We start from the raw sequence: 26235 nt of genomic DNA on the forward strand, positions 1-26235 counted from the left end.
ATTGATTGAGGCCAGCTTTTTTATTGGATGAGTACGAATGGTGCTCGATGGTGTCAAAATTAAAAGAAATCAAAAAACGCTGATTTCATCACTGGAACCTTTTTTTCAAAAAGTTCAATCTCTGACTTAGCCCCAGTTAAGAATCCCATTTCATAAAGCTCCATTGGCCGTTTGTAGCCAAATAGAATCGCCGAAAGGGAATTGATATTCAATTGAATCCCTTTTTTAGGTGGGTGTACACATTGACCTCCGGCTTTTTCTTTAAATACCTTGATTTCGCCATTTCCAAGTAAATAGCTTCCATTATTCCAAGGCGCATGTGAATCTTCAAGATGGAGGAATAGGGGCTCAATTTCTTTGTTAAACGAAAATCTCCGTAAACATTCCTCTGCATCTACGACTCTCGCCATAAAATATGGATACAAATCTGTTTTTACTCTTGGCTTCTTTAGAAAATAAGGAAAAGGATCGTGACCTGCGAGATTTATTGTTACTGTATTCACCATGGAGTCATGCTGGCAGATAAAATTCCAAAGCCCGATTCTTGCTTCGTGGTCAAGGGCAATCAGCTCTTCGATATCCATTTTTTTATCCTTCACGTGGTACAAAATATAGCCCGCAGCCTCGCTCGCGGAATCATAGTAGACAGCAAGCTGGGAATCTTCATCATATACATTTTGTTTCCACCAATTTGTCTCGCGTTTCAGCATACCTGTAAATCGGGAAGAAAATTGCTCATAAACTTGTTCTATTTCTTCGTTATGGGTCTCCTTGGAATATCTCCTAATAAAACCTTCCTGCGGTTCTAGAAACTTTAGATCCATTTTTTCAATCGTGATTTTTTTCTTTTCACTTAATATTTCCCATCCATATTTCCGATAAAAAGAGATATCAAATGGATGCAGAAGCGATACAATCTGATTGTTATCGCGCATTTGTTTCAAGGAATCAATCATGAGTGCCTTGACATACCCATTTCGTCGATATTCAGGGTATGTGGCGACTCCGGCGATGCCGCCCATTTTCCATTCGGCATCGTTCATGTAAATGTTTAACGGGATAATGTGTAATTTGGCAGCTAGAAGGTTCTCATCCCATATTCCTAAAATTTTATGATTTTTTACTGCTTCTTTTCTGGCTGGCAGTTCCGATTCCGGAACCTTATATTGAAAGGCATACATTGATAGTTTCATTGATTCTAAGAATGCAGCTTCAGTTACTTCTCTTACTAACATTTAGACCAACCCCCTTTTTCATCAACTGAAATTATCGCATATAAAACGTTTACATTCCAGTTTTATCCTTTAACACAGCCAAAAAATAAAAAGCTTAGGATTGTATCCCAAGCTCATTCAAAACATTGCTTTAGTAAATCTTCCATTTGTGCGATTGTGATCCCATCGACTGTCTGTGCTTCCAAACTTTCATACTTTTCAATGGCTTCAGCCAGCAAATCTCTCTCCTCATCTTTCATCGTGATCACCTGCTTTTAATTTGTATGGATTCTTATTTTTTACTTGCAATGAACATATTATTAGTGATTCTCTTCAAAGATTATTTCACGGCCCTCCAAATGGTCCATCTATCTTTTTCTACGATATTCGTCTCTGATTTAAGTGACTCATCGATATGATTTATTAATACCTTTAATTCCTTATCATCTAATTCATGTAGAATACTTCTGCCTGTTCTTTCACTCAAATCTTGAAGTAATTGACCTTTCGTTTCATACACCTTTCTTGTTTCCCATAGTGTTATCTCTTGAATATCTTTAAATCCTGCTTCCTTAAGAGCTGAGACAACAGTTTGGGTATCGTGTCGGCGCTCCGTTTCCATTTCAATTAATCGTGGAAAAAGTTCAAAGAAATATCCTCTAATATGACTATAAGTTCCTTCTAGTAGACAATCTGCTGGAGTACGGTCTTGAACGATATAGTAACCATCCTCCTTAAGAATTCTATTTGCTTCGTTGAAACAGGCTGGTAAATCCTTAAAATGATGAATTAATGCTCTTTCCAGCAGCAAATCAAAACTATTACTCTCTAAACCAGATGCAAATGCACTTCCATGCTTAAAGGATATGTTTTTATACTCTTTACAGTTTTCTCTTGCTCCTTCAAGAATAGGTTCGGAAAAATCAACACCCGTAACCAAGTTGACACCCATGTCTGATAGTGCCATTGAATAAATTCCTCCGCCGCAGCCTATATCTACCGCTTTAGAAATTTTTTCGATAGGCACAAGGTCTTTTATGGCTTCGCTCCAGGTGTGATCAGCCGTTCTGGTTGTATATGTAACGCGATTTTTTTTACTATGAAAATCAATTCCCATCTTAACTCCCCTCCTCGATTCAATTCTAAACAGTTAAATTTTACCACGGTGCAAGTATTTAAAACAAATCATTTTCAGGAGCCATTATTTAATTAACCTCCATTTAAATTAACTGAAAATTGACAAAAATGTTATTCGAACTTAACATTCCTTCCTTATGCTTTAGTTGTAACAACTAGAGGATTGGGAGGCGAGGGAAAGAGTGAAAGGATCATTGAATAGGAACGCCATGAGCAAAGCAGTTCTTGCTTTTGTTCTTACATCTTCTTTGACGGCGGGTATTGTTATGGCCTCTGGGATTCCGGATAAAAAAGGCGTCCCCCAAAGCAAAGCGAATAATAAGGAGCGGTTCATTCAATTGCATTTACTCGGCGTAAACGACTTTCACGGACAGCTAAACATCACCCGAAAATTCAATGGAAAAAATGTCGGCAGAGCGGATTATCTTGCAGCCTATTTGAAGGAAAGGAAAGCGAAGAATAAGAACACCCTTTTGGTTCATGCCGGTGACATGGTTGGGGCGAGTGCCCCCGTATCCTCGGTCCTGCAGGATGAACCAACGATCAAAGCGTTAAACCAAATAGGCTTCGATGTTGGAACCTTGGGAAATCACGAATTTGACCAAGGTGTGAAAGAAATGATGCGCTTGATTCAAGGAGGATTCCACCCCAATACTGGATATTTTGAAGGTACTCAATTCCCCTATATATGTGCCAATGTTATTAACATCAAAACAGGTAAACCACTCCTTCCTCCCTATAAAATTTTCAAAGTAAATGACATACCAATCGGATTTATCGGCGTTGTCTTAGACGATACACCATCCATGGTGAATCCTGATGGAATAAAAGACATTAAATTCGTCGATGAAGTAACCGCCATTAATAAAGCGGTGTCACAGTTAAAAAAACAAGGTGTAAAAGCGATCGTGGTATTGGCTCATAATGAGGGCAGGCAGGCTCGTCCCGATGGTCCCGCTGCCGGCGAAATCGTTGAAATGGCCAAAAAGGTAGATAAGGAAGTTGACGTGATGTTTGCCGGACACAGCCATACGTATCTTAATACAGTAGTCAATGGAAAGCTGCTTGTTCAAGCCTATTCTTATGGAACGGCTTTTTCCGATGTTACTTTAGAGATTGATCCCAACACAATAGAGATAGTAAGCAAAAAGGCGGAAATTGTAATGGTCTATCAGGATTCGATTAAACCGGATGAAGAAATCAAGAAAATGGTAGATAAGTATGAAGCCGATGTTTCTTCCTTTGTTAATGAAGTCGTCGGCAAGGCTGCTAACGACATTACTAGCCATCGAAACAAAAATGGAGAATCCGCGTTGGGTAATCTCATTGCTGATTCTATGAGGAAAGAGTTGCATTCCGATTTCGCGTTTATTAACCCGGGTGGAATTCGGGCTGACCTTCATGGCGGAAATATCACGTATGAGGAATTATTAACCATCCTGCCTTTTAAACGGAAACTCGTGAAAATGACGCTGACAGGCGATCAAATCCGCCTCCTTTTAAATCAGCAATGGCAGCCCGCTAAATTGAGAATGCTGCAAATTTCCGGGTTGAAATATACCTGGGACGACAAGAAACCTGTTGGCAACAAAGTGGTTGATATTTTCACTACTAAAGGAACATTGATTGATCCGAAAGAAACATACACATTTACGGTAAATGACTATCTTGCCGGGGGCGGTGACAACTTCATGGTTTTCCTTGAAGGGACGCATAAAACTGTTGGTTCTATAGATGTTGATGTCTTAAAAAAATACATGTTACAGTTTCCAGTTCCGCTCACTCCCAATATTGAAGGACGGATTCAAAAAATTCAATAAGAATTCGTCGTTTTATCCACTGAATTTAAGAGATGTGAATTTCATTAATAATCTGTAAATTTTAAATAATGAATATTTCAGCTGTTTAATGAAACGGTTAAGATATGTTAAGAAATGGAAAATTGCATTCTTTTTTCTATTAAAACTTGTAAGATAAGACTGTAATACCAAATGCAAGCATTCAAGGAGGAATAAAAATGAAATCTTTCAAAAAGTGGTTTTTTGCTCTGATGTCAGCATTGATGTTACTTGGCGCGGCTACTGCATGCTCAGACACTAGCTCGAAAACAGATGATCCCAATACCCAACAAACCGATGATGGCTCACAAACTGATGATGGTTCACAAAGTGACGACGGCAATTCTGGTCAATAAGAAATATCAACATAATTAAAGAACGAGGCGGCCCCTGCCGTCTTGTTTACATTATAACGATCTACTAATTTAGGAATATTTATCTACAATTGGAAAATAATTTCGGTACCTATTCCTCATTGATAATTCCAGAGCATTAAATGATAATGATAATCGATATCAATGATAATTGTTATCAATTAACTCAGGAGGTATGATTATGTTTATTCAATTTTTAAAGGAAAACCGTTATGTATCCTTAATCCTTACTGTACTTCGACTCTATCTTGGCTGGCAGTGGTTAAATGCAGGATGGGGAAAGATCTCTAGTGGAAATTTTGATGCAAGCGGCTTTTTGGGTGGAGCAGTAAAAAATATGTCTGGTGAACACCCTGCTGTTCAACCTTGGTGGGGCAATTTTCTAAAAGAGGTTGCCATTCCATATGTCGATCTTTTTAATGTAATGGTTCCTTGGGGAGAATTTTTAGTAGGACTCGGATTAATTTTAGGCATTTTCACATCACTTTCCCTGCTTATGGGGCTTACAATGAACTTTGCATATATGTTATCAGGAACAACAAGTACAAATCCACAGATGGTTTTATTAGGATTGATTATTCTTGCAGCAGGAATGAATGCAGGTAAACTTGGATTGGATCGTTGGCTTACGCCCTACCTTGGAAGATTGATATATAAGAAAGCAGGGAATGAACAAATTTCCCAAAGTGCATAATGAAAATGGCCACTTTTATATTAAAGAAACCTTGCTGCAATGCAGCAAGGTCATCATTTTTTTATCAACATTAATAGGGAAATCAACAACAAAGGTCATAGGGATTTAGTGGAGGAATTGCAGGGAAAAACCACTTCGGTCCTAAGGAAGATTCCTTCCAATGCCACGCACCCAATGCTGCTGCACAAGCATCGATAAAATGACTTTGTTCTTCTTTTAATATGGGGAGTTCTGTTAAGTTTTGCTGTCCGAGCCAGTCCCAAATAAACATTCTCGCTGATAGATTTTGTTTGTAGCTCAAAACATACTTCAAATCATCTGGAGAAATCCTTGAGCCAATAACAGCGCCAGGATGCACTTCTACCATCGAAATAGGATTTGGAGTTTTAAGACTTTCTATTTCTCTGCTTAGCCTGATTCCTCTTAAAGTTAAATACACCATCCTGGTCATAGTGGGCGTCATGATGGATCCCGGCTTCATCCCTAATGCTGTAATAAACTTTCTAAGTTCACGGTCACCTTGCCTGTCTCCTCCCCCATCTTCATAAGATAATGGGGCATCAATGCCTACAACGACTTCATCTAATTGACTTTGTTCTAAAATCTCATTCAAGATGCCCTGATCGCTTACAGGATTAATCCATTTAATAAATTTTAAATATCTCCCTTGTGTTTTAAATACTGAAAGAACCGTATCCCTATGATTGCTTGGTCCGGACAAATCAATACCGATTACTCTCATAAAATAGCCTTCTCTTTCTACTGTTATTACTGATTAATTCACTATTTCCTTCACTCTGCCAACAATACCGCTTTCCAGCATAACCTTAATACCGTGCGGATGTGTGGCAGATTTGGTTAGTAATTTTGCGACCACACCTTCTGTTAATTTACCGGTACGCTGGTCTTGTTTTTGTACAACCCGTACTTTGATTCCGGGTTTAATATTTTCTCGTATCGTGCCTGACATTTCAATTATCTCCTTCCAGATATGGGAATAGCGAAAAGTACTGTTTCCCTTTATTAATTCGGATAGGTTTCCTTCAAAAACAAAATAGATTGGTTAATTAACTCTTTTAGAACATCCACATTAATATCCGCAACTTTATTGATATACACACACGCTTTTCCTGTTGTATATTTTCCGAAGTCCTTTAACAGTTCCTCTCGCTTTGTATCACCCGGTGCAAAATACAAACTGATTTTTGCTTTTCGAGGAGAAAAGCCAACTAGTGGTGCATCGCCTTCGTGGCCGGATTCATATTTGTAATGATAGGAACCAAATCCGATAATACTTGGTCCCCACATCTTTGCTGGATAACCAGTGGTTTCCGTAAATATATCTAAAAGTTTATACGCGTCTTCCCGTTTCTTAAGGCTATCAACTTTCTCAATAAACTCAATAACACTGTTTTCTGTTTCTTTTGTTTTTAGTTCATACATTATATCTATCTCTCCTTATAACGGTATTCAGCCAGCCTTATTGTATAATTCATTTTTCCAATTATTCTCTCACCCATTATAGCAAAAACCTTGCTGGGTTAATCAGCAAGGTTTTTAATAGTTAACCATTCAAACTCCCCTTCAACCAAGGGCGATTTCGGTAAAAACCAAGGGGGAGCTGGATCAAGATTCATTATCCAAGCCACCCCTTATGGAAACGGATGCGGATGTGGATTGAGCTGATCAACTGTCAGAGGTTTTTTCAAATATCCGAGTTCCACCGGGACCTTCAGCACCCGCTCCAGACCCGTTACGCGCGTAAGGTGATGTCCGAAAGTCATCGGCAGCATCCCCGGAATCAGCACTTTTACACAATACAATCCGTTCCGTATCAATTCCGGTGTCGTCTGGTCTACCACAATAACATCAAGTTCCAATCGGCGAAATACTTGAAGAATATCCTTCAGATCTTCGGTAAGATCCGTATGATTCGACCTCCAATTGAACTCCTCAGCAAATGTTCGCAATGGGCGATTATCATCCAGTAAAAACTTAAAACGCTCCTCTGCCTTCGGCAAACCGTAGAGCATGCCATGATCATCCATTTGTTGAACCAGGGATGCATCCTGTAACATTCTTAAATATTCCTCTCGGTTCGCCTCAAATTTCTCATCAAGAGTCAGCATCATGCCAGCCAGCTCATGAACCGCACTTTTAACCGCACGCACCGGGTCGAGATGAGCTCCAGCTGCACAGATGAGATTCAATCCCTTTTGCTTTCTGTTTTTTGCAATCGCACAAATACTTGGAATTCCATGCTCCATTGTCGAGTTATATAAATACAGATCATATCCCGCAACAGCCCGCATGCGATCGATCATCAACTGTAATTCTTGGTCGTCTGCCGACGTAGGGTCAAGACGAGGCAGGGGCAACTGCGCATACCAGGTCATCAGGAATGAATCACGCTCCACCACTTCCATAATTCCGTAGAAAATGGCTTCTTCCATGCTTCCGCCTAATGCGCATCCGTTTGAAGTTTCATAGACAAATCCTTGTTGCCCACATCCCAAACTGTAATAAGCAAGCAATTCGGGTACAAGAATGGGACGCTCTTCCAAAAATGAATAACCCCAAACCCAATTCATTGGTCGTTCAGGATTAAAAGCGTGGAATGGAAATCCACTCCGCTCATACTGGTCCTTTGCATGCACACCTACTTTGATGGGATCGAGTGCTTTATTTTTCAAATTCATAAAACTATCGTAGATTACAGTCCGTTTCCCGCGGGGTTCCAGTCCGCAGTACCGCTCTAGTCCTTCCAAAATGGCGGTTAACTCACTCACTTCATACGAATTCGTTCGTCCTGCAGTTCCCTCATCGCCCTGCAACAAAGGCAGATTGACACTGACATCGGCAAATGGCGGTACGAGATAAACCATTTTTTCATTTAACAAACCGGTTCGATGATCCAGGTAGTCTTTAACCAGGACCTTCTTCAGCTCCTCCAACGATCGGCTGCGGTAACTGTCAGCGCTGACCTTCGGACTTGGCTGCAATGAAATGCGGGCAGCTTCCTCCGAATCGTCAGGTACACCGCTGCAAACCGGACACAATGGAACAGGCAGGAAGGTGTGCCATGAACTCGTTAAGGTTTTCAAATTGATTAAACCGATCTGACTTTCCGAGCGGGCATCATTACCTTGCAAAATTCGGTGAACTTCCGCCCCAATGAAGTGTGCCAGCTGCAAAAGCCCCGTAAGAGATGCCCAGACATCCTGCTGTATTCCGCCGTCTTCCTTCAGCCTCCCATGCATCTCCCTCATCTCTTTCCGATCGCGTCCTGCCATTGCCATGTAACGCCGTATATCCGAACAATGAGAGCACCCCGGTTTCCCCGGTTGAACAAGCGGCCCGACTATGCCCTCTCCAAATGAAACAAACCCTCGCAGCCATGGAGTACCGGTTCGCCTAAAAACCTCTTCTGCCTTTTGATGGTCAGAGGGATTCCAGACATCCTGCAACACCAGAGCTAAATCCATTTTTTTCGGTATAAATGCTCCAAATTGGGTTTGGCGTAATACATGGTAATGGGTGAATAATTCTTCGCACACACGGTCCGCCACCACCCCTTCTCCGACAACCAATACGACTGGGTTCACCTGGATTCCTCCCCTTTAAGCAATACACCAAATACTCCTGCCAATTTCTCTTTTATAAAAGGCTCAAGCTCTAGTTCAAAGACCAAAAGCCGCTTATCGTTTCGTTCCAACACTTCTAATGCAGACTTTAGAGTAGGAGCTTCGATCCTTTCATTATTGGCAGGGATATCAATATTCTGCGCCTCCTTGTCCTCGAGATGGACTGACCTAAGCTTCAGTGGAAGTTCCGGGCTGAATGAAGATTGGTTTTGAACTCCAAAAACAGCGTTTTGTAACGCTTTTCGTAAAGCCAGCGTTATATTCAAGTCAACACTGCGGTACCATCCTTCATTCGTTCCCACCCATATCACAGGGAAACCCAATATTTCCTTGCCTACTCCAATCATTGGCGCTCCCTGCAAGGTAGTCAATGACTGCAAATAAAACTTGCACCTTTCATCTTCCATCTTCCTAACCTGCACTTGTGCGACAGAATTCTTTTTACCAAGATGCTGCTTACTCAGTTCCTCCTCCAAACACTTTTGCAACCCGCGAGATACACTTTCCGCAACGGTTTCCCCAGCACCAATGCCGACGAATTCTTGCGGTTCTATCAAACTATTACCAGCTGAATGCGATGATAGTGTTGGAACAATCAAATCGACCATTTGAGACACATATGACTCAATCCCAGCAAGCCCTGCCTCTGTTCTTGCTTCCTCGTGTGTCAGACCTGTACTGACAATCTCTTGCAGTAATCCAGCAGGGCCCTCCGACAACGGATTAACGGCTTGGACACGGCATTGAGCTAACGGAAGCTGCTTTAAATCTCCCTCTTCCCAAATATGAAAAATTCCTGATTCCTTTGATGTCAACTGGTGGAAGTAAAGAAGCAATTCACTTGGCTCACCTTTTCTCAAGCCATGTTCGGCCAGTATCTCGGTATCCTTCACCCATTTAGCGGACATTCGTCCAGTCACGAGTGGATGCGGAAAGAACGAATGCCATTTTCCTTCCATCGTATCCAAATCAAGCAGGAAGAAATCATTATTCTGTTTTGATTTGGTCACTCCAGTAATCTTTTTAAACAATTCAAATACAATTACATTTGCCAACATCGCTCCCGCTTTGGAAGTGAATCCGGCTATTTGCCTGTCTTTCATAAGCACAGAATGGTGCAATCGCCTCCACGCAGACTCCCAGCACACGTCAGAGTCCGGATGTACTAGCGGCCCCGCTATCCCGACCTTTTGTAAGCAAATAGAAGGGAGAAAAATCTTCTTCTCTTCCAGGCAAACCGAATGAAGAAGCCGCAGTTCCTCCAGATCGCCTTCCTCTGACACATACAAAACGGCATCAAATGATTGTATGATTTCCCTCCAAAATCTAACCCCATTCTCCTCAGATGCAATTTCCTCCACTTCCACCTCCTGATCTGTTTTACGAGCATGCTCTGCTAGCTCCATTATCCGCCGTCTATTGGTCGGTATCTTATCCGTGATTAGCAGTTTGAACTTAGGCAATCCCGATTCCAGCAACGATGCAACTAACGAACTAAAAAAAGGACCCGATCCAATTGCCAGCACTTTGGCCTGCCGGTAGGATTGAAAACGGTATGCCCCCGAATCGACAAAACTGTTCACAAATTCAATTTGGGGACCGTACTTTTTAAGCAAGTGATCCTCCAATTGATGAGGATGGTCTTTGCTTACATCGCTGACAAACCCATTTCGATACAGTACTTCCGCAATTTCATAAACCCGTTCCTTGTATGGGCCCGGTAATCCTTCTGTTAAATTCTCCAGCGTGTTCTCTCCGTTTAACATCGGAAACAGCTTTTCAACCCACTGATTAATCGAGCTGCCTTCCATACGGAACGAGCTTATGTTGTTCCGAAAATACATACCATTGTTAGAATCAGGGAGAAAAAATGTGTCTCTTTTTACTTTCAGACGCATAGAGGGGTTCAAACTTGTCATATCGTTCCTCCTTAGCTGCAATGATCCTCAAATCTGCTTCAATTCATCACTATAATCCTATGTATCTCCATTTGTCCCATATGTCTTTCGAAAAGGAACCGCCCCTGCAAAAACTCAGGCAGGGGCGGTCTCTTTACATGGGGGGACCACATAATTATTCCAAAACTAGAGCTTTTAACCGCCGCAACGGTGGCCTCCACATCGACCACAGCCGCCACAGCGATGACCTCCGCAATGAAAACAACTAGAGCAGCTGAAACAACTAAAGCAGCTAGAACAACTAAAGCAGCTAGAACAACTAAAGCAGCTAGAACAGCTAAAGCAGCTAGAACAGCTAAAGCAGCTAGAACAGCGATGAAAACCGCCGACACCACCGATCCCGCCGATACCGCCGATACCACCGACACCACCAAGGCCACCGACACCGCCAAGGCCACCTAATTGACGTGCCTGATCAATATAGTACTGGTTTAAGTCAAAAGGAACAGCTTCGCTCGCCTGGAAATCACCAACATTCAACATTTGAAGTTCGTTTTGCCAAGGATTCATTTTCATACCTCCGTATAGTATATAAAATCGGCATGACTTGCCGGCCACATGAAAAAGGGACAGAGACATCATGACAAGAAAACAATAGACTTACAAATATATCCACCAATACCTAAAGTCCTCTCTTCAACAAATTATGAAATTGGGATGGGTATTGTAACTGATTCAAAAGCCTATTTTCATTGACTCCGGGCCATGGGTAATCCAAATGATAAAAGGCTGACCAATTGGTCAGCCTTTTTTATGTGCCCTTATGCCTGTACTTTTAATAGAGTTTGCTTTTCCTCTTTCAACTCAGGGGGTAATTCAATCCGTTCTACTTTGTTCACGATGAAGATGTAAGATAAGGCTCCTATTATCAATACTGCCCCAATAAAGAATAAAGCGGTACTGAAGGAATGTGTTGTACTCAAGATATATCCTACGACGATAGGGATGACGATACCGGCCAAGTTACCTGCCGTATTAAAGATTCCACCATTGAGTCCGATGAGTTCTTTCGGAGAACGACAATGAGTTGATGAAATTGCTCATCAAGGTCAGTCCACGCAAGCAAATCTTCTGAAGCTAGTGCTTTTTCTTGCTCTTCAATTAAATAATCGAGTTTGTCCAATTCTTCACGTGTGGCACGCTTTGCAGCCAGGCTCCCGGCAATTCCATCAAGTGCTTCTACCACTTCATATATATGTTGGAGATCATCCGCCACAATAGGTGCTACAACAAACCCGCGGCGTGGTATGAGTCGTACCCATCCCTCCATCTCAAAACGAACGAGAGCTTCACGTACCGGAGTTCTACTCATACCCAAGATGTCAACCATTTCCCTCTCTAATACGGTTTGTCCAGGAGGGAGTTCAAGTTGTCGTATAGCATTTCGCGTTGCAAGATAAGCACGCTGAGGCAAACGTGATTCGCCATTATTATCTAAACCATTTAAAAATGATTGAATGTTTTGAAATAGGGCAGAATGATCGAGTTTCAGATTAACATCTGCCGCTGTAAGTTCATCTGGCATATTCATACTAAAAACACACTTCCATAAATTTGATTAAGTTAACATGGTACTTTTTAAAAGTGTCTGTAACATTAGAAAAAAAACAGCTTTATAAAGCAAATCATAACAGAAAAACAATCAAAATCTCAATCATGGGAATTTAACAAAAAAGCTGACCAAGAATGGCCAGCGGATATTTAATACCTATTTAAAAAGTTCATTACTGGATGATCCATGGATACATTTGTTAATATAGTAGGTTCTAACGCTAATGAATCTTCGTTTGTTTTTCCGCCACGACCTCTAAAAGTAATACTTGATTTAAAAGGGTTAAATGTAGTTCATGAATTTAACTTGCTGAATATAAATTTTTTTATCAACAGTCCTAATGTTATACCAAAAATCATGGCACTGATAATATGGGAATAATAATCATTTATAGGTCTAATAGGGATATACTTTCCTTCTATTGTCGCTGTGAACAAAAGTTCACATACTAACCATGCAAGTAAACTGCACAAAGTAGTTTTAATAACTAAATAGCATGAACCCAACTTTTCAAATATAAAGTAAAGTAAGATTGCAAAAACACTACCAACTAAAAAATCTACAATTAATCCTATGGTAAATACAGGCCTGTTAAATGTAATAATAAAACTTGCTAATTCGAAAATACTATACTTACCAATGCCAAAATAAGCAAATATCCTCGAAGCAATCTCTCCTGGTATTGTTGACAAAACACCTAATAAACCAATTTTTAACAACTTATCATGGATCATATCATCGATTCCTTAATCTTAATGTGGATAAATTTAGTTTACAAATTATATATAATTTTATACGTAATAAAAGAAGACAATTTTTTATTTAAGAAAGGCACTCGATTGCAGAATATTGAAAAATACGAAATCACTTCAATAATGGTCCTTATTTTTTTCTAAAGGACCTGTTAGCTTAACACTAGCTAAATTAACGATTTCCAATTGGGGTCTTTTATGTCTTTCTTATTCGGCTTTCTCACAAATTCAATACATCCCTCTTGGCACGCCCCGGACTTAATGTAATTTTGTTGTGCTTGTTTTAAAGAAATATCATTGGCCCCACCTTCGTAATCAGGGTCTCGAAATTGAACTCCATCATCTTCCCAAAAACATATTTCGCATATTTCATATGTATCAGTTGGTTCTTCATCTAAAGTTTTGTATCCACAACAAGGACAAGTGTATTTCACCTTTAACCTCTCCTATACTTAAGAAATGCACCCATTAGTTTAAGTATAACTCTTCACAAACTAGTTCCTTATCCCTATGCAATAATTCTACATTGTTTCTGTTCCTTTTTCTTTAAAGACACCAACCAATAATACAATAAGCCCTAAGATGAAAATAATCGGAAACAAGATCCACATAATTAATCCTGCCCAACCATTTCTAACAATAAATGCATATGTTAAGCCGATTGAAAATGATAGGAAAGGTGCGATTGCTACCATAATGGTAATGCCACAAATGATATACTTTCTTTTTTTTGACTTTCCTTTGCTAAATTGCCAAGCAACTACTGAACCCAGTATTGCTATCGCTAATGCTACCATAATTGCCGTCACCCATTTTTTCCTCCTTTATATTATTGAGTAAATATATTCTGGAAGAAAATACAAATTCCTTCTGCAACAAAACTGCTTCATTGAAACATTTAGTTGTTTCTATACGTCTTGTATTATGTAAAAATACCTATCTTTTAGGAGGTGTAGAAATGCCAAAAGCACTTGGTGTCTTACTAATTATCCCAGTTATCTTTTTATTCATAATTGGTCTAGTTTTGTATGACTATATTTATTTCCCACTAATTAGTTCTAAAGCTGAAAAAGCTGCAGAAAAGCATCTCGAAGAAAAATACAACGAAGACTTTGTTATTGATGAATCAAATTTTTCAAAACCACTAGGCGATGAAGCGGGTACTTACCGTATTGATTCTCACCCTAAGAAGACCCCCAACCTAACTGTTCGTATTTCAGTTACGGAAGATATGGAGCCAGTGTCGGATGATTACTTGGACATGAAATGGCGTGCTGAGCTTAACAAACAATTTAGTTCAGTATATAAAGGGCTGTATGAATCCCTTGAAAATTATTCATATATGGTAAATGTTTCATTCCCGGTTGAAACTTATACTAAATACAACATCTCTAACACCTATCAAGAAATTTTTGAACAAGAGCATAACGGGATTGGAAACATTCTATTTGCCAATGTAACGCTTAACTCTTCCAATGAAATGGACCATCAGTTAGATAAGGTTTACAAATTGATCCAGTACTTAAAGGCCCAGGAGTTAGAGTATTTCAGCCTTGATATTAATTACTTTAACGAAAAACTTGAACAAGAAATCTCTGACAAAGATAAAAAGCTTAATTACCAAGCTTTTTTAAACAAACACATCAAAAGCCGAGACTATCTCTTTCATTTTTCCTATGATTCTAGTGATGAAGTGTCTAAAAAGGAGCTGGAAGATATAAAATCCTCTGGGGACTTAAAGCAATACTTGCGAAGGATTAAAGCTATGAATTAATGGCCTCTGCCACACAAAGTTGGCAGAGGCGGTTATTGTCCTTGAACATTTCATCTCGTTTCAAAAAAGGGAATTAAAATGCCCAGTTCCCATTTCGGAAAATGGGTTCGATACTTCCGTCAGAAAGGATCCCATCTATATCCATTTCATGCGAGCCAATCATAAAATCTACATGTGTCATACTTTCATTCAAACCGATTCTCGCAAGTTCTTCTTTTGACATCGTTTTTCCTTCGTCTAAACAAAACGGAAATCCTTCGCCAATTGCTAGGTGATTTGACGCATTTTCGTCGAAGAGCGTGTTATAAAAAATGGTGTTTGAGTTTGAAATTGGCGACTGATGCGGAACGAGAGCTATTTCCCCAAGATACCGGCTGCCATCATCTGTCTCAATCAATTGTTTAAGTGTGTCATACCCGTTTTCACAGGTGAAATCTACGATTTTACCTTCTTTAAATGTTAAGGAAAAGTTATCAATCAGTTTTCCTGCGTAACTTAACGGTTTTGTACTGGTAACAATGCCGTTTACCCCGTACTTATTAGGAGAAGTGAACACTTCTTCTGTAGGCATATTCGCTATGAAAAGTGTCCCTTTTTCATTATGATTTCCTGCACTCATCCATTTATGTTTTTCAGGCAGTTCCACGGTTAAATCGGTGCCTGGGGCACGGTAATGTAGTGATTTATATTTTCGTCCATTTAAATAATTAGCTTTACTATCTAGAGCTGCTATATGTTCTTTCCATGCACCAATTGTATCCTCGTAATCGATTCTCGTTGCAGAAAAAATAGCATCCCAAAGCGCATTGATTCGTTCCGTTTTATCAATATTCGGGAACACTTTATCGGCCCAAGCCTGATTAGGATAGGCAACAATCGTCCAGGCAATTTTATCGCTCACCATATAGGTTCGAAACTTGGTAAGTGCTGTACCTGATGCTTTGTTAAAATTCGAGATTCGCTCTTGTTCAATTCCATTTAATAAATCTGGGTTTTTTGAATCGATCACTATAAAGGCAGCATTCTTTTCAGCTAGCTCTTCCCGCTGCATGACACGGTATTTAGGGAAATCAGTAAAAACTTCATCGGCTGCTGATTCATACTTCATTCGAGTTAAAGCGTCATCATTCCATTCGTAGATGACTTCGCTTGCACCGATTTCATAGGCTCTTTTTGTTATCAATTTAACGAACTCATAACTTTCAATAGAAGCTGAAATAAATAAAATTTGCCCCTTTTGAACATTTACTCCGATTTCAACTGCCAGAGCAGCGTATTTCTCTAATTTTTCTTGAAAAGTTCGCATATCATTTCTCCTTTGGTTTTATATTTCTTACAGATACAAATAGTAAATCTTTAAAGACGTATAAATACCCTAAACTCTTAGACGAAATAATAATGATTTGGTTTCTTTTGTAATCAAAAAATCCTTTAGGTTTTTCCCAAATGTAAACTCATCACAAAAAAGCGACTGCTCTTATTGAACAGTCGCTCACTTTGTTTTAGAACCTTATTTTGAAAAAACTTTTAAACTATAAACTTACAAACTTCATGTTCTTATTATGGTAGTTTCCAAGCTACATTATAGTCATCGTAGCCACCATAGTACTGCCAAATTTCTGCCTTTTCGTTTGTTCCAGGGAAATTGAGCCAATCTGAATTGCTCGTTGTCAAATCTGCAGGGATGTCACTTGGGTAATGTGCTACCCAATAAGCTCCCGGAGTGCTTGGCGAAAAGCTTCCCATCGTACGCTCCCAGTTTCCTGGAGAAGAATATGTACCTGGTTTTACTCCTTGTCCATACTGATTGAGATAATTAACAAATGCGTTATAAATCGTTTGATTATTTGCATAGTCATAGTCATTCATACCGGTTAAAGCCGATTCTACATCAATAAAGATGACTGGCCTAACTTTCGAACCATATACACTCTTCATAGATTCATAGGTTTCTAGTGCCAATTTGGCCTGCTGGATCCCCCACTCACTTGCAGAAGTTCCTGCTGGTGCCTGTTGCATACCGGATAAAAACCAATAACCGTAAACATAACTAGCATTCTGTGCTCTAGCACTACTGAAATAAATTCCGCTGCCCGTGCCTGTATCAAATTGCACCGTGTTCCCATAACCTAACTTCCCTAGATAAAAATCTTCCCCTGCAGGATTCGCTGCTGAGGCAGAATCCGATCCGAATAGATATCCCTGTACAGCATCAGTTCCACTCGAATCTGCCGATGGAGTTTTGGAGAAAATTGCAGAGTTTGGGGCAGCATGCATTTTTGCCGTTTCACTGGCATGGATACTTGCCTGCGACTTTCCAATGCTGCCTTCTTGCTTATGTTGAATCTCAGCTTTTACTTCTGCTGTAGGCATAGCAGGAACCTCCGGCTTTGTTGGAACTGTAGAAGTTTCCTTTAAACTGGCTTGTCCATTTTGAGAACTGTTTGCTTGAACAGTTTTAACAGGCTCCACTTTTCCTTTCTCAAGTCCAGCAGCTGCAGTAAATTGACCTCCTGCCAAAAGTCCAAAAGACAATACTCCAGTTAATACGAAAGATTTTGCAAGTTTAATTGTGTTAACGTAATGTTTCATTTCCTATTTTGCTCCTTTAATTATCGTTACCTTTGACTAAATTAACAGTAAACGTAAAAAAAGGAGCAGCTTTTGGCGGTGGTGAAGGCGGAGCATTGATCCATTGATGACAGTATTTAGCCTGGCGGGAAGTATAAATCTGGCCAAGGTTCAAACCAAAATGTTCATCCCAATCAAGCCGGCTTGATATAAAGCTTATCATTCCTGTGCCCGGACTAAACTGCTCATTTGATTGCCCTCCAGTCGATTGCGTTCGTTGTGGAGGGTTACTCATGATCTCAATGTCCCCAGGATTCTGCCTATTGTTAGATGGCCTCTCGTTTTCCTCAACTATTAACGGTTTCTGCGGCGTATTCAGAGTACTATTCCTCTTAATTGATACTGAGGACTCAATATCTTTTGTAAAAGTTTCTGACTTAGCATCTAAACCTGGAGGCTGGCTGTTACTTTCCGCCTCAGAATCTATTTGATTTTTTGAGGAGAGTGAATTAAGTTCCTTTGGAAGCTTATTCGTAACAGCATTTGGCTTTGCTGGTCCTGTTTGTCCACTAGCTTTCACCTTTGCAGCCGGTTCCGCAGATTCAACTGTCTTTATGTTTTTTTGTGAAGAAGGAGCTGCTTTTTCAATCCCCCTATTCGTCTTGTCTGGTGATTTCGGAACAGGGGTTGTTGGGGTTTGCTGGGTTCTAGGTTTCGTCACTGGTTTTTGAACCACTCCACCTTGATTTTTATGTACGTTTTCAGGTGTTACGGGCACTGCTTTATCCGAAACCATTGGAACTTCGTTTTTCTCTAAAACGGGAGTATGTATTGCAGAATTTTGAGGTTCTGGTTGACCAGCGGCCCCATTTTTCTCTGCAAATGCATGGTTTGGCAAGAAAGCGGCTGCCCCTAAAAATACACCCATTAGAATTAAATGCCGGATGTGCATTATGTCACCTCCCTTCAAAAGTAGGGCATCGTAACTTCCATGGACACCATTCGACATTATTTTTGAATTTTTGTCGGTTTTACGCTCATTTACCAAAGAAAGAGTTCTTTTAACCTAAACTGGATCCATATTGGATAAGTCAATTTTCCTTTACAAAGGGCCTTTTCTAATATGTTATGACACTATTTATTTAGCAAAAATAAAAAAGCCGATTTAAGGATCGACTTTAAGAAACTTAATTGAGAAAGGAAAAATCTTGGAAGAATCGCTCAAAAAGATTGGTTATTCCTTGGAAATGCTTACACAGGCATTGCGCGGAAAATATATCTTTTACATAGTAGAAGTGGAATGTGCAATTTTAGAAGTAAATGGTACTCTATCATCCAACAAGATTCCAGTAGAATTGGTTATCGATGGAGAAATATTAGACCAAAATTTATCTGACCACCATTTCGACAAAGAATGGCTGCTTGATGAATTAAAAAAGCGAACTCTTCATATTTACGCTGTTAATAGTCAAATCCTTGTTCAACTCTTGCACCCCTATAGTTTAAGTGAATACCTTCACAATCTCTTATACATTTTAATTAAATTCAATCCCTTAAATGTATTGTTCTAGAATCTAACTCATTATAAAAAGACGCCTTCTTATTAAAGAAAAGCGCCCTGTAATGGAATAACTAAAGTATGGTCTCAATCCAAAAATCAATTATTTCCTTCTCCAACGAGGTATGCTTCATCCGCTTTAAACCGGTGTAGGGATACGCTATCTTGTTCAGAGTATATGGCAACTGTCTTGATGCCCAACCCCGTGCATGCCTGGAAGATACGGACAGCTATTTCTCCACGGTTTGCGACTAGTACTTTTTGGATTCGTTTTGTTGTTTTCATCCTCTATTTCTACTGACAAACCATTAAGACGTTTAAACTGTTTTAATCCTGTATATCTAATTTTCATAACTTTATTAAGTAATAGATCTAATTCCTGGCTATATTCAATCGTTCTTGAATCACGCAGGCCATACTTTAATGCTGATGTCTCCATTTTGAATTTTAGATCATTGTATTCCTTCACATATTTCATAAGTTCCATTTCTTATCCCCCTTGAAGCAAAAAAGGTCATACAATACTCTTCTACTAAATGCACGAAGTCGGCGTGTTATTCGAGCTCTAAAGCTGTATAGTTTCTATGAAATAGTTGATAAGATTGTTGAGACTAAAAAGATGGCCAATAAATATTGAGTGACTGCTCAATATTTATTGGCTCCAGGCAAGGATTTTCTATCCTAGTTTTCCACTTGCCTCTACAATTTGATTAAGAAACTGTTCAACCTCTTCCTGACTTTTTCCAAGTTTACTTACAAAGCGGTTCAGTTCCTCCCCTTCTTTAAAAGCAATAAAGCTTGGGATTCCATACACGTCCAGCTTCTCTAATACCTCTGGAAAATGTTCACGATTTACTGCAATCATATCTACTTTTTCTCTATACGCTTCTTCCAAGATGGGCATAAATAAATCGGTTTGCTGACAGTCTGGGCAATATTCGGCATAGAATTTGGCCATAACTGGTTTTGTTGATAAAATCGCCTCTTCAAACTCTTGTTTTGTTTTAATCTCTTTCATTATTAAAATCCTCCCCATATTTAGTTCTCAATGATAGATAGATTGTTTCCACTACATAATTCACTTGCATCAAGATATTTTTCGCAATCCAGAGCAGCCATACAACCACTTCCCGCAGCCGTAATGGCTTGGCGGTATTTATGATCTTGAACATCCCCGCAGGCAAATACACCTGGGATATTCGTTTCGGTTGTACCAGGATTCACCATGATATATCCCATATCGTCCGTTTTGATTTGATTGTCTAAAAATGCTGTGTTCGGTTTGTGCCCAATGGAAATAAAAATACCATCAGTTTCCAGAACTTCCTCTTTTCCTGTTTCGCTGTTTTTTACTTTCAAGCCAGTAACGTGTCGATCCCCTGCGATCACTTCTTCAGGAATGGAATTAAAGCTCCACGTAATTTTTGGATTCTTTTTGGCACGGTCTTGCATAATTTGGGAAGCGCGAAGCTCCTTCCTGCGGTGGACAACCTGAACCTCCGAAGCAAACTTCGTTAAAAAATTTGCCTCTTCCATAGCAGAATCTCCGCCCCCGACAACGATAATTTTCTTTTCTCTAAAGAAAAATCCATCGCATGTTGCACAGGTGCTTACCCCACGCCCAATATTTTCTCTTTCCCCTGGAATCTCCAAAAGTTTCGCTGAAGCTCCCGTTGAAATGATTAAAGATTGCGTTTTAAGCTCCCCTATTCCTTCCACCGTTAAGGTAAAAGGGTTATTGGAAAAGTCGACTTTTTTAACCCAGCCTCTTTTAAACTTTGCGCCAAAAAACTCAGCTTGCTTTCGCATGTTCTGCATCAACTCTCGTCCCATAATCCCTTCAGGAAAACCAGGAAAATTCTCGACATCTGTTGTCAATGTCAATTGCCCCCCTGGTTCAGGCCCTTCAATGACTAAAGGACTTATGTTAGCACGTGCTAAATAGATTGCTGCGGTTAACCCAGCAGGTCCAGTCCCTAGAATAACGGCTTTATACATCGCTTACCTCCTTATCTCTTAGTCATGTATATTAATTTGCAATATTCGTGCCAATCTTTAATTCCTTGTAAAATCACTATTTTTTCAGCCTCTTATAAGTTAATCATTCCTATTTCCTATCACGTTTGAGAAAAATTTTTTCAAGACCAAGAAAACATGTACCAACTCAAATTTCAAACGGTGGATTAAAAGCCAAGAAAGTTTTAAGGGAAAGATACAAGATAGTTGTTGTAACTACTTGAACAATATTAGGAATTTATTCAATCATCTTTTGCTAGGTAAAACAATATAAACTTCTTTACATGGACCTACTTAAATGAGGTTTTTGGAGTGTCTTAAAAGGGAGATTTTTTTGGAAATTAAGAATAAAATCATTGCTAGTATATAGACGACTTACCAAAAATAAAAATGCGATTCCTATAAATGTTATAAGGAATCGCCTATATAAAAGCCTTATTTACTTAGATCGCTTTAGATGCTGTTTCAACACCCTCGTGCTTCTCAGGCTTTAACTTCTTTATTGCAAATCCAGTGGCACCATAAACTAAATCGAATAATGGGACAAAGAAGGCTAGAAAGACATAAGGGAAATAGGCATATGGCGATACCGCCAACATCTGCGAACAATAGATTGCGTTGGAATTCCACGGAATAACCGGTGCGCCCATCGTCCCAACATCCTCGATATTACGCGAAAGATTTTCTGGCGCCAAATTATTATTTTTAAAGACATTTTTCATAAGTGAACCCGCTACAATTGAAGTTAATAACATCGATGAACCAATCATATTTGTGATTAATGCGATTACCATTGTAGCTAGTGTTATTCTAAATGTAGAGCCGTGGGTTCGTTTGACTAATGGCTCCACTAAAGAACTCAGAATCCCAGATTGTTCCAGCATTCCCGTTACACACATGGCTAAAAGGACAACAAGGAATGAGCTCATTAAACTGTAGAGCCCACCTCTGCTTAGTATGGGGTCAACTAACTTACTGCCGCTTTTAAACACAAATCCATTGGTCATGATATCAAACATTTTTGTTAAATTATATCCCTGTGTAAAAACAGCCACAGCCAAACCGCTAAACACTCCCATTAACAGCGAAACAATAGGTGGAATGCCCCTTACGAGCATTACTAGTACAAACAGGAGAGGAATCAATGAAATCCAGGATAAATTGAAATGCTTTGATATTACACCAGTAATTTGTTGAATCTCCAGTATATTCGCTCCGTCTTTTCCAAACTTTAAGCCTAAAATGATAAATATAATTGCTGTTAGAATATACGCTGGGACCGTTGACCATAACATATGTTTAACGTGTGACATTACTTTAGAGCCGGCAACGGTAGCTGCTAAAATTGTACTATCAGACAATGGTGACAATTTATCTCCGAAGAAGGAACCACAAATAATGGCACCTGCTGTCATTGCTTGGGGAACTCCAAGTGCATTACCAACTGTCATTAAGGCCAAACCCACTGTACCCAAAGTCCCCCATGAAGTTCCGGTTGCAAGAGATGTTGCAGATGTAAGAAGTAAGGCCGTGATTAAAAAGTATTGCGGCGAAATTAATTCTAAGCCCCAATACATAACATAAGGGATTGTACCAGAAGCCATCCAAGTAGCAATCATGACGCCAACTACTAAAATAATTGTATTCGGCTCAAAAGATTGCTTACCCATCTCCCAAGCCATATTTTGAACCTCATTATATTTATATCCTAGTTTCATGACAAGCAGGCTCACAACAATCCATAACAACAAGAACATTAATTCCAGAGATGCACCAAAACCAAGTGTTCCTGTAAGCAGCAGGCCGAAAAAGATTAAGACAGAAACCACTGCATATTTAAATGATACCGGAAATTTATAAGACTTTCCGTCCCATTCAGCAGTTGCATTTCCTTGATATTCAGGTTTGTTCCCCATTCACAGAACCTCACAATTCAATTAGTTTTTAAAAACCATATTTGTCATAGTTTAGCTTAATCTGTTTCAATGCGTGCTCTAGTAAAGATCTTGTACAAGCAATATTTACTCTTACAAAGTTACCACTATCTTTACCATATGAACTCCCCTCATTGACTCTAACCCCTGAGTCTGTAAAAAATTCAGCCAATTCAGTACCGGTGAGGCCTAGCCCTTCACAGTCAATCCATAACAAATAGGAACAATCAGGATACTGAACTTTTAACTTCGGTAAATGTTTATGGATATAGTTAATCGAAAAATCAATATTGCTTCGTAAATAAGCATTTAATTCTTCCACATAATAATCGCATTCATTATACGCAGTGATTAACGCCTCAACTCCTAAATAGTTATAATCAAAGTGATATTTTGCGTAAATATCATCAAATGCTTTCTTCATATTTTTATTTTTTACAATCACATAAGCACTAAAAAAGGATGCTAGATTAAATGTTTTACTAGGGGAGTTCATCACCACAACATGTTGATCCTCTTCCTCACAAATCTCTAAAAAGGAGTGAAAAGGCAGCCCTTTGTGAATCATGTCACTATGAATTTCGTCACTTATAATCATCACGTTATTCCTGCGACATAAATCATACATTTTCTTCATTTCCTCTTTTGTCCATACCCGCCCGATTGGATTAGCAGGATTACATACAAGGAGTATTTTCACATCGGGCATCTTTAGTTTGTCTTCTAAATCTTCAAAATCAATCTGATAACCATCTCCTTTGTGGTAAATTAATCGATTGTCGATTGCTTTTCTATTAAAATTCTCAATTACCTTTTTAAAGGTGGCATAGACAGGAGGCTGTATCACTACTTTGTCTCCCGGATTGGTATAAGCATCTAAAAACATCCATAACGCCCCTGTCATTAATCCGGGCGCATAACTAATTTCGCCCCCCCTTATATCAATTTTGTGATGACGGCCATACCAACCTTTAATAGCATCAGTAAATCGCTCACGCGGAAAATACCCATAACCAAATACGCCAAAATCCACCTTTTCCCTTACAGCGTCTAATACTTCACGTGGTGCCTTGTAATCAGTATCGGCAATGCCCAGCGGAATCAATGTGCCGCCTTTCCCTTCATTGTCCCATTTATCGGAATCAGAACCAATTCGATTAATCGTTTCATCAAAGTTGTGAATCATGCTTACCCCTCATTTTTCTAAAAATAACTGCGAATGCGTTTACATTTTTGCTGCCTACTAATTTATTAAGATATAGATTTCCTTCCGTCCTATTTATTTCACTTTCTTTTAAAATCAACAAGGACTTCATCTGATATTTTGCCGCCAGAACTGCAGTCGCTCTCGCATGGTTCGATTGGATCCCACTACTGGTAATTTATTAATCACTTTTTCTGCTTTTAGCATCGGCTAATAAATATTCCAGTTTTCTAATTTTGTTTTTTGATGTTCCCATTCCCGTCTGGTCATCGCGCTTGATAAAACTGATTTGTTCAAGTGTTTATTGAAAAAATCCACTTTGTCAACCTTTGTGGGTACATTGGCGATCTTCATTTTCTCCATAAAGCATCTTCCAATCCTTATAGTATTTTTTCCGTAAGATATTCGCCGCTTTTTACATGATCCAATGCCTTACATAAATCCTTTAGAAGATCATTTTTATCTTCAATGCCGCAGCTCAGCCGAACTAACCCTTCTGTCACCCCTAATTCAAATCTTTCTTTTTCAGGAATTACGGCATGGGACATGGTGTATGGATAAGATAAAATTGACTCTACACCACCTAAGCTAACGGCCACTATAGGAATGCTTACATGGGCAAAAAAGTCCTTTACATTTTCATAGCTTCCTAAATCAAACGTTAAGACAGCTCCACCGCTGCTTGCTTGGGAAAAATGGATCTCTCTTCCGTTATGATTTTCAAGGCCTGGGTAATAAACAGCCTTCACCTTGCTATGTTTTTGAAGCTCTTTCGCTATAAATACCGCATTTTCTACTTCCTTTTCCATACGAATTTTCATGGTCTTGATTCCTCTTAAGATTAACCAACAATCATATGGGGGGAGCATACTGCCCAGCATTTTTTGGGTTTTGAATAATGTCTCCGCAATCTCTTGATCGTTGGTTACAACCAATCCGGCGGTTACATCACTATGGCCATTGATAAATTTTGTCGCACTATGTATGACGATATCAACTCCAAATTTAATCGGATTTTGGAAAATCGGTGTCATAAACGTATTGTCGATGATGGTCAGCAAGTTGTATTTCTTGGCTAACTTAACAACACCTCTGATATCGGTAACCGTTAATAGGGGATTAGATGGTGTCTCAATATAAATTCCTTTTGTATTTCCCTTGATTGCCTTCTTCCAGGCGTTTAAATCCGTCTCATCCACGAAAGTGTATTCGATTCCATATCTCGGAAACATTTCTGTTACGAGCTGATAGGCTCCCCCGTAAATATCTTTAGGAAGGACTACGTGATCCCCTTGTGAGAAATTAAGCAGTACCGCAGAAATTGCCGCCATACCGGAAGCAAAGGCATAACTATATTTAGCAAACTCCAAACAGGAAATCGTTTCTTCTAATGCTTTCCTTGTTGGGTTACCAAAACGTGTATAGGTAAACTCTTGTGATTCCGGAAATTGAGCTTGATGAAAGGTAGAGGCTTGATAGATAGGTACGGATGAGCTTCCGGTATGTAGATCAGTCAACGGACCACCGTGAATTAATTTTGTATCGAGCTCCATTTTCTTCATCTCCATTTTTATTTATCCATTACCGCAACAACTTCTATTTCAACTAAGGCGTTTTTAGGCAGTTTTTCAACCGCAACAGCTGTTCTTGCAGGGTAGGGAAAACTAAAAAATTCTTTATATACTTCATTCATGGCATTGAAATCATTCATATCATTTAGAAAAACGGTTGTTTTTAAGATATCATCCATCGACGCGCCATTTTCTTTGAGTATTGCTTTTACATTTAATAGAGATTGTCTTGTTTGATCTTCAATTTTATCGCTGGGAAAATCGTTTATTTCTGGGTCAATTGGAAGCTGCCCAGACGTATAAATCAAATTACCTATTTTACGGTATACCGAGTAAGGGCCAATCGCTTCAGGATATTTTTCCAATAAAAACACTCCTTAATAATTTTTTATTATTATGATAATATTATATTATCCAGATAATCTAATTACAATAAAATTTTAT

29 protein-coding genes and 2 pseudogenes are annotated in these 26235 nt (G+C 39.3%); 5 read left to right on the top strand and 26 right to left on the bottom strand.

Features of this window, described 5'->3' with window-relative positions; translation table 11 throughout:
* Positions 1-59: 59 nt before the first annotated feature.
* From V7161_RS10475 to V7161_RS10485, 3 genes are all read right to left on the bottom strand, one after another.
* Positions 60-1235: a GNAT family N-acetyltransferase gene (locus V7161_RS10475; protein ID WP_335444926.1), complete on the bottom strand. Its 1176-nt coding sequence runs from the start codon at positions 1233-1235 to the stop codon at positions 60-62.
* Between the two features lie 113 nt (positions 1236-1348).
* Positions 1349-1474, bottom strand: a complete 126-nt coding sequence (locus tag V7161_RS10480) for a hypothetical protein (RefSeq protein WP_335444928.1) — start codon at positions 1472-1474, stop codon at positions 1349-1351.
* 80 nt (positions 1475-1554) lie between these two features.
* Positions 1555-2331, bottom strand: coding sequence for a class I SAM-dependent methyltransferase (locus tag V7161_RS10485; RefSeq protein ID WP_335444930.1), 777 nt, complete (start codon positions 2329-2331; stop codon positions 1555-1557).
* A 229-nt stretch (positions 2332-2560) separates the two neighbouring features.
* Here V7161_RS10485 and V7161_RS10490 point away from each other — a divergent pair, with 229 nt between their 5' ends.
* The 3 genes from V7161_RS10490 to V7161_RS10500 all read left to right on the top strand — a co-directional run bounded on the left by V7161_RS10490 (position 2561) and on the right by V7161_RS10500 (position 5257).
* A complete protein-coding gene (locus tag V7161_RS10490; protein WP_420491610.1) occupies positions 2561-4171 on the top strand; it encodes a bifunctional metallophosphatase/5'-nucleotidase in 1611 nt (536 codons plus the stop codon).
* Positions 4172-4368: 197 nt separating this feature from the next.
* Positions 4369-4545, top strand: coding sequence for a hypothetical protein (locus V7161_RS10495; RefSeq protein ID WP_335444933.1), 177 nt, complete (start codon positions 4369-4371; stop codon positions 4543-4545).
* Positions 4546-4744: 199 nt separating this feature from the next.
* Complete coding sequence (locus V7161_RS10500) at positions 4745-5257, top strand: DoxX family protein (protein WP_335444934.1); 513 nt, start codon at positions 4745-4747, stop codon at positions 5255-5257.
* Positions 5258-5339: 82 nt separating this feature from the next.
* Here V7161_RS10500 and V7161_RS10505 read toward each other — a convergent pair whose 3' ends face one another.
* From V7161_RS10505 to V7161_RS10555, 11 genes are all read right to left on the bottom strand, one after another.
* Positions 5340-5999: a DUF429 domain-containing protein gene (locus tag V7161_RS10505; protein ID WP_335444936.1), complete on the bottom strand. Its 660-nt coding sequence runs from the start codon at positions 5997-5999 to the stop codon at positions 5340-5342.
* A 33-nt stretch (positions 6000-6032) separates the two neighbouring features.
* Positions 6033-6227: a YwbE family protein gene (locus V7161_RS10510; RefSeq protein ID WP_223589028.1), complete on the bottom strand. Its 195-nt coding sequence runs from the start codon at positions 6225-6227 to the stop codon at positions 6033-6035.
* Positions 6228-6280: 53 nt separating this feature from the next.
* Positions 6281-6700, bottom strand: coding sequence for a DUF1801 domain-containing protein (locus tag V7161_RS10515; RefSeq protein ID WP_335444938.1), 420 nt, complete (start codon positions 6698-6700; stop codon positions 6281-6283).
* 209 nt (positions 6701-6909) lie between these two features.
* A complete protein-coding gene (locus V7161_RS10520; RefSeq protein WP_335444939.1) occupies positions 6910-8862 on the bottom strand; it encodes a TOMM precursor leader peptide-binding protein in 1953 nt (650 codons plus the stop codon).
* Entirely contained in the window at positions 8859-10820 is a 1962-nt protein-coding gene (locus V7161_RS10525; RefSeq protein ID WP_335444941.1) for a putative thiazole-containing bacteriocin maturation protein, read from the bottom strand. The genes V7161_RS10520 and V7161_RS10525 overlap by 4 nt, the downstream gene beginning before the upstream one ends.
* 38 nt (positions 10821-10858) lie before the next feature.
* On the bottom strand, positions 10859-11245 hold the full coding sequence (locus tag V7161_RS10530; protein ID WP_335444942.1) for a hypothetical protein: 387 nt from the start codon (positions 11243-11245) through the stop codon (positions 10859-10861).
* A 375-nt stretch (positions 11246-11620) separates the two neighbouring features.
* Complete coding sequence (locus V7161_RS10535) at positions 11621-11782, bottom strand: hypothetical protein (RefSeq protein WP_335444943.1); 162 nt, start codon at positions 11780-11782, stop codon at positions 11621-11623.
* A gap of 8 nt (positions 11783-11790) precedes the next feature.
* Positions 11791-12273: a GntR family transcriptional regulator gene (locus V7161_RS10540; protein ID WP_335444944.1), complete on the bottom strand. Its 483-nt coding sequence runs from the start codon at positions 12271-12273 to the stop codon at positions 11791-11793.
* Positions 12274-12704: 431 nt separating this feature from the next.
* Complete coding sequence (locus V7161_RS10545; RefSeq protein ID WP_335444945.1) at positions 12705-13145, bottom strand: hypothetical protein; 441 nt, start codon at positions 13143-13145, stop codon at positions 12705-12707.
* A 185-nt stretch (positions 13146-13330) separates the two neighbouring features.
* Entirely contained in the window at positions 13331-13597 is a 267-nt protein-coding gene (locus V7161_RS10550; protein WP_335444947.1) for a CPCC family cysteine-rich protein, read from the bottom strand.
* An 87-nt stretch (positions 13598-13684) separates the two neighbouring features.
* Entirely contained in the window at positions 13685-13972 is a 288-nt protein-coding gene (locus tag V7161_RS10555; protein WP_335444948.1) for a hypothetical protein, read from the bottom strand.
* A gap of 149 nt (positions 13973-14121) precedes the next feature.
* On the opposite strand from V7161_RS10555, the gene V7161_RS10560 reads away from it, so the two are divergent.
* Positions 14122-14937, top strand: coding sequence for a murein transglycosylase (locus V7161_RS10560; RefSeq protein ID WP_335444949.1), 816 nt, complete (start codon positions 14122-14124; stop codon positions 14935-14937).
* A gap of 73 nt (positions 14938-15010) precedes the next feature.
* Here V7161_RS10560 and V7161_RS10565 read toward each other — a convergent pair whose 3' ends face one another.
* The 3 genes from V7161_RS10565 to V7161_RS10575 all read right to left on the bottom strand — a co-directional run bounded on the left by V7161_RS10565 (position 15011) and on the right by V7161_RS10575 (position 18460).
* The gene (locus tag V7161_RS10565; protein ID WP_335444951.1) at positions 15011-16243 is read right to left on the bottom strand and encodes an aminopeptidase; all 1233 of its coding nucleotides are present in this window, start codon (positions 16241-16243) and stop codon (positions 15011-15013) included.
* A 254-nt stretch (positions 16244-16497) separates the two neighbouring features.
* On the bottom strand, positions 16498-17529 hold the full coding sequence (locus tag V7161_RS10570; protein WP_335444952.1) for a hypothetical protein: 1032 nt from the start codon (positions 17527-17529) through the stop codon (positions 16498-16500).
* A 16-nt stretch (positions 17530-17545) separates the two neighbouring features.
* Complete coding sequence (locus tag V7161_RS10575) at positions 17546-18460, bottom strand: hypothetical protein (protein WP_335444953.1); 915 nt, start codon at positions 18458-18460, stop codon at positions 17546-17548.
* Between the two features lie 238 nt (positions 18461-18698).
* On the opposite strand from V7161_RS10575, the gene V7161_RS10580 reads away from it, so the two are divergent.
* Positions 18699-19079: a YetF domain-containing protein gene (locus V7161_RS10580; RefSeq protein WP_335444973.1), complete on the top strand. Its 381-nt coding sequence runs from the start codon at positions 18699-18701 to the stop codon at positions 19077-19079.
* 95 nt (positions 19080-19174) lie between these two features.
* Here the strand turns inward: V7161_RS10580 and V7161_RS10585 are convergent.
* The 9 genes and pseudogenes from V7161_RS10585 to V7161_RS10625 all read right to left on the bottom strand — a co-directional run.
* Positions 19175-19351: pseudogene (locus tag V7161_RS10585) on the bottom strand (biotin carboxylase N-terminal domain-containing protein); the annotation flags it as partial.
* Positions 19352-19424: 73 nt separating this feature from the next.
* Positions 19425-19553: pseudogene (locus V7161_RS10590) on the bottom strand (aspartyl-phosphate phosphatase Spo0E family protein); the annotation flags it as partial.
* A gap of 189 nt (positions 19554-19742) precedes the next feature.
* Complete coding sequence (locus V7161_RS10595) at positions 19743-20084, bottom strand: thioredoxin family protein (protein WP_335444955.1); 342 nt, start codon at positions 20082-20084, stop codon at positions 19743-19745.
* A 20-nt stretch (positions 20085-20104) separates the two neighbouring features.
* Positions 20105-21064 carry a thioredoxin-disulfide reductase gene (gene trxB, locus V7161_RS10600; RefSeq protein WP_335444956.1) on the bottom strand — a complete coding sequence of 320 codons (960 nt, stop codon included), beginning with the start codon at positions 21062-21064 and terminating at the stop codon, positions 20105-20107.
* A 461-nt stretch (positions 21065-21525) separates the two neighbouring features.
* Entirely contained in the window at positions 21526-22998 is a 1473-nt protein-coding gene (nhaC, locus tag V7161_RS10605) for a Na+/H+ antiporter NhaC (protein ID WP_335444957.1), read from the bottom strand.
* A gap of 28 nt (positions 22999-23026) precedes the next feature.
* Positions 23027-24202, bottom strand: coding sequence for a MalY/PatB family protein (locus tag V7161_RS10610; RefSeq protein WP_335444958.1), 1176 nt, complete (start codon positions 24200-24202; stop codon positions 23027-23029).
* 228 nt (positions 24203-24430) lie between these two features.
* Positions 24431-24583 carry a hypothetical protein gene (locus tag V7161_RS10615; RefSeq protein ID WP_335444959.1) on the bottom strand — a complete coding sequence of 51 codons (153 nt, stop codon included), beginning with the start codon at positions 24581-24583 and terminating at the stop codon, positions 24431-24433.
* A gap of 17 nt (positions 24584-24600) precedes the next feature.
* Complete coding sequence (locus tag V7161_RS10620; protein WP_335444961.1) at positions 24601-25788, bottom strand: trans-sulfuration enzyme family protein; 1188 nt, start codon at positions 25786-25788, stop codon at positions 24601-24603.
* Between the two features lie 2 nt (positions 25789-25790).
* Complete coding sequence (locus V7161_RS10625; protein ID WP_335444963.1) at positions 25791-26156, bottom strand: RidA family protein; 366 nt, start codon at positions 26154-26156, stop codon at positions 25791-25793.
* Positions 26157-26235: the final 79 nt, after the last annotated feature.

It is taken from the genome of Neobacillus drentensis, assembly GCF_036965425.1.
Classification (GTDB): Bacteria; Bacillota; Bacilli; order Bacillales; family Cytobacillaceae; genus Neobacillus; species Neobacillus drentensis_F.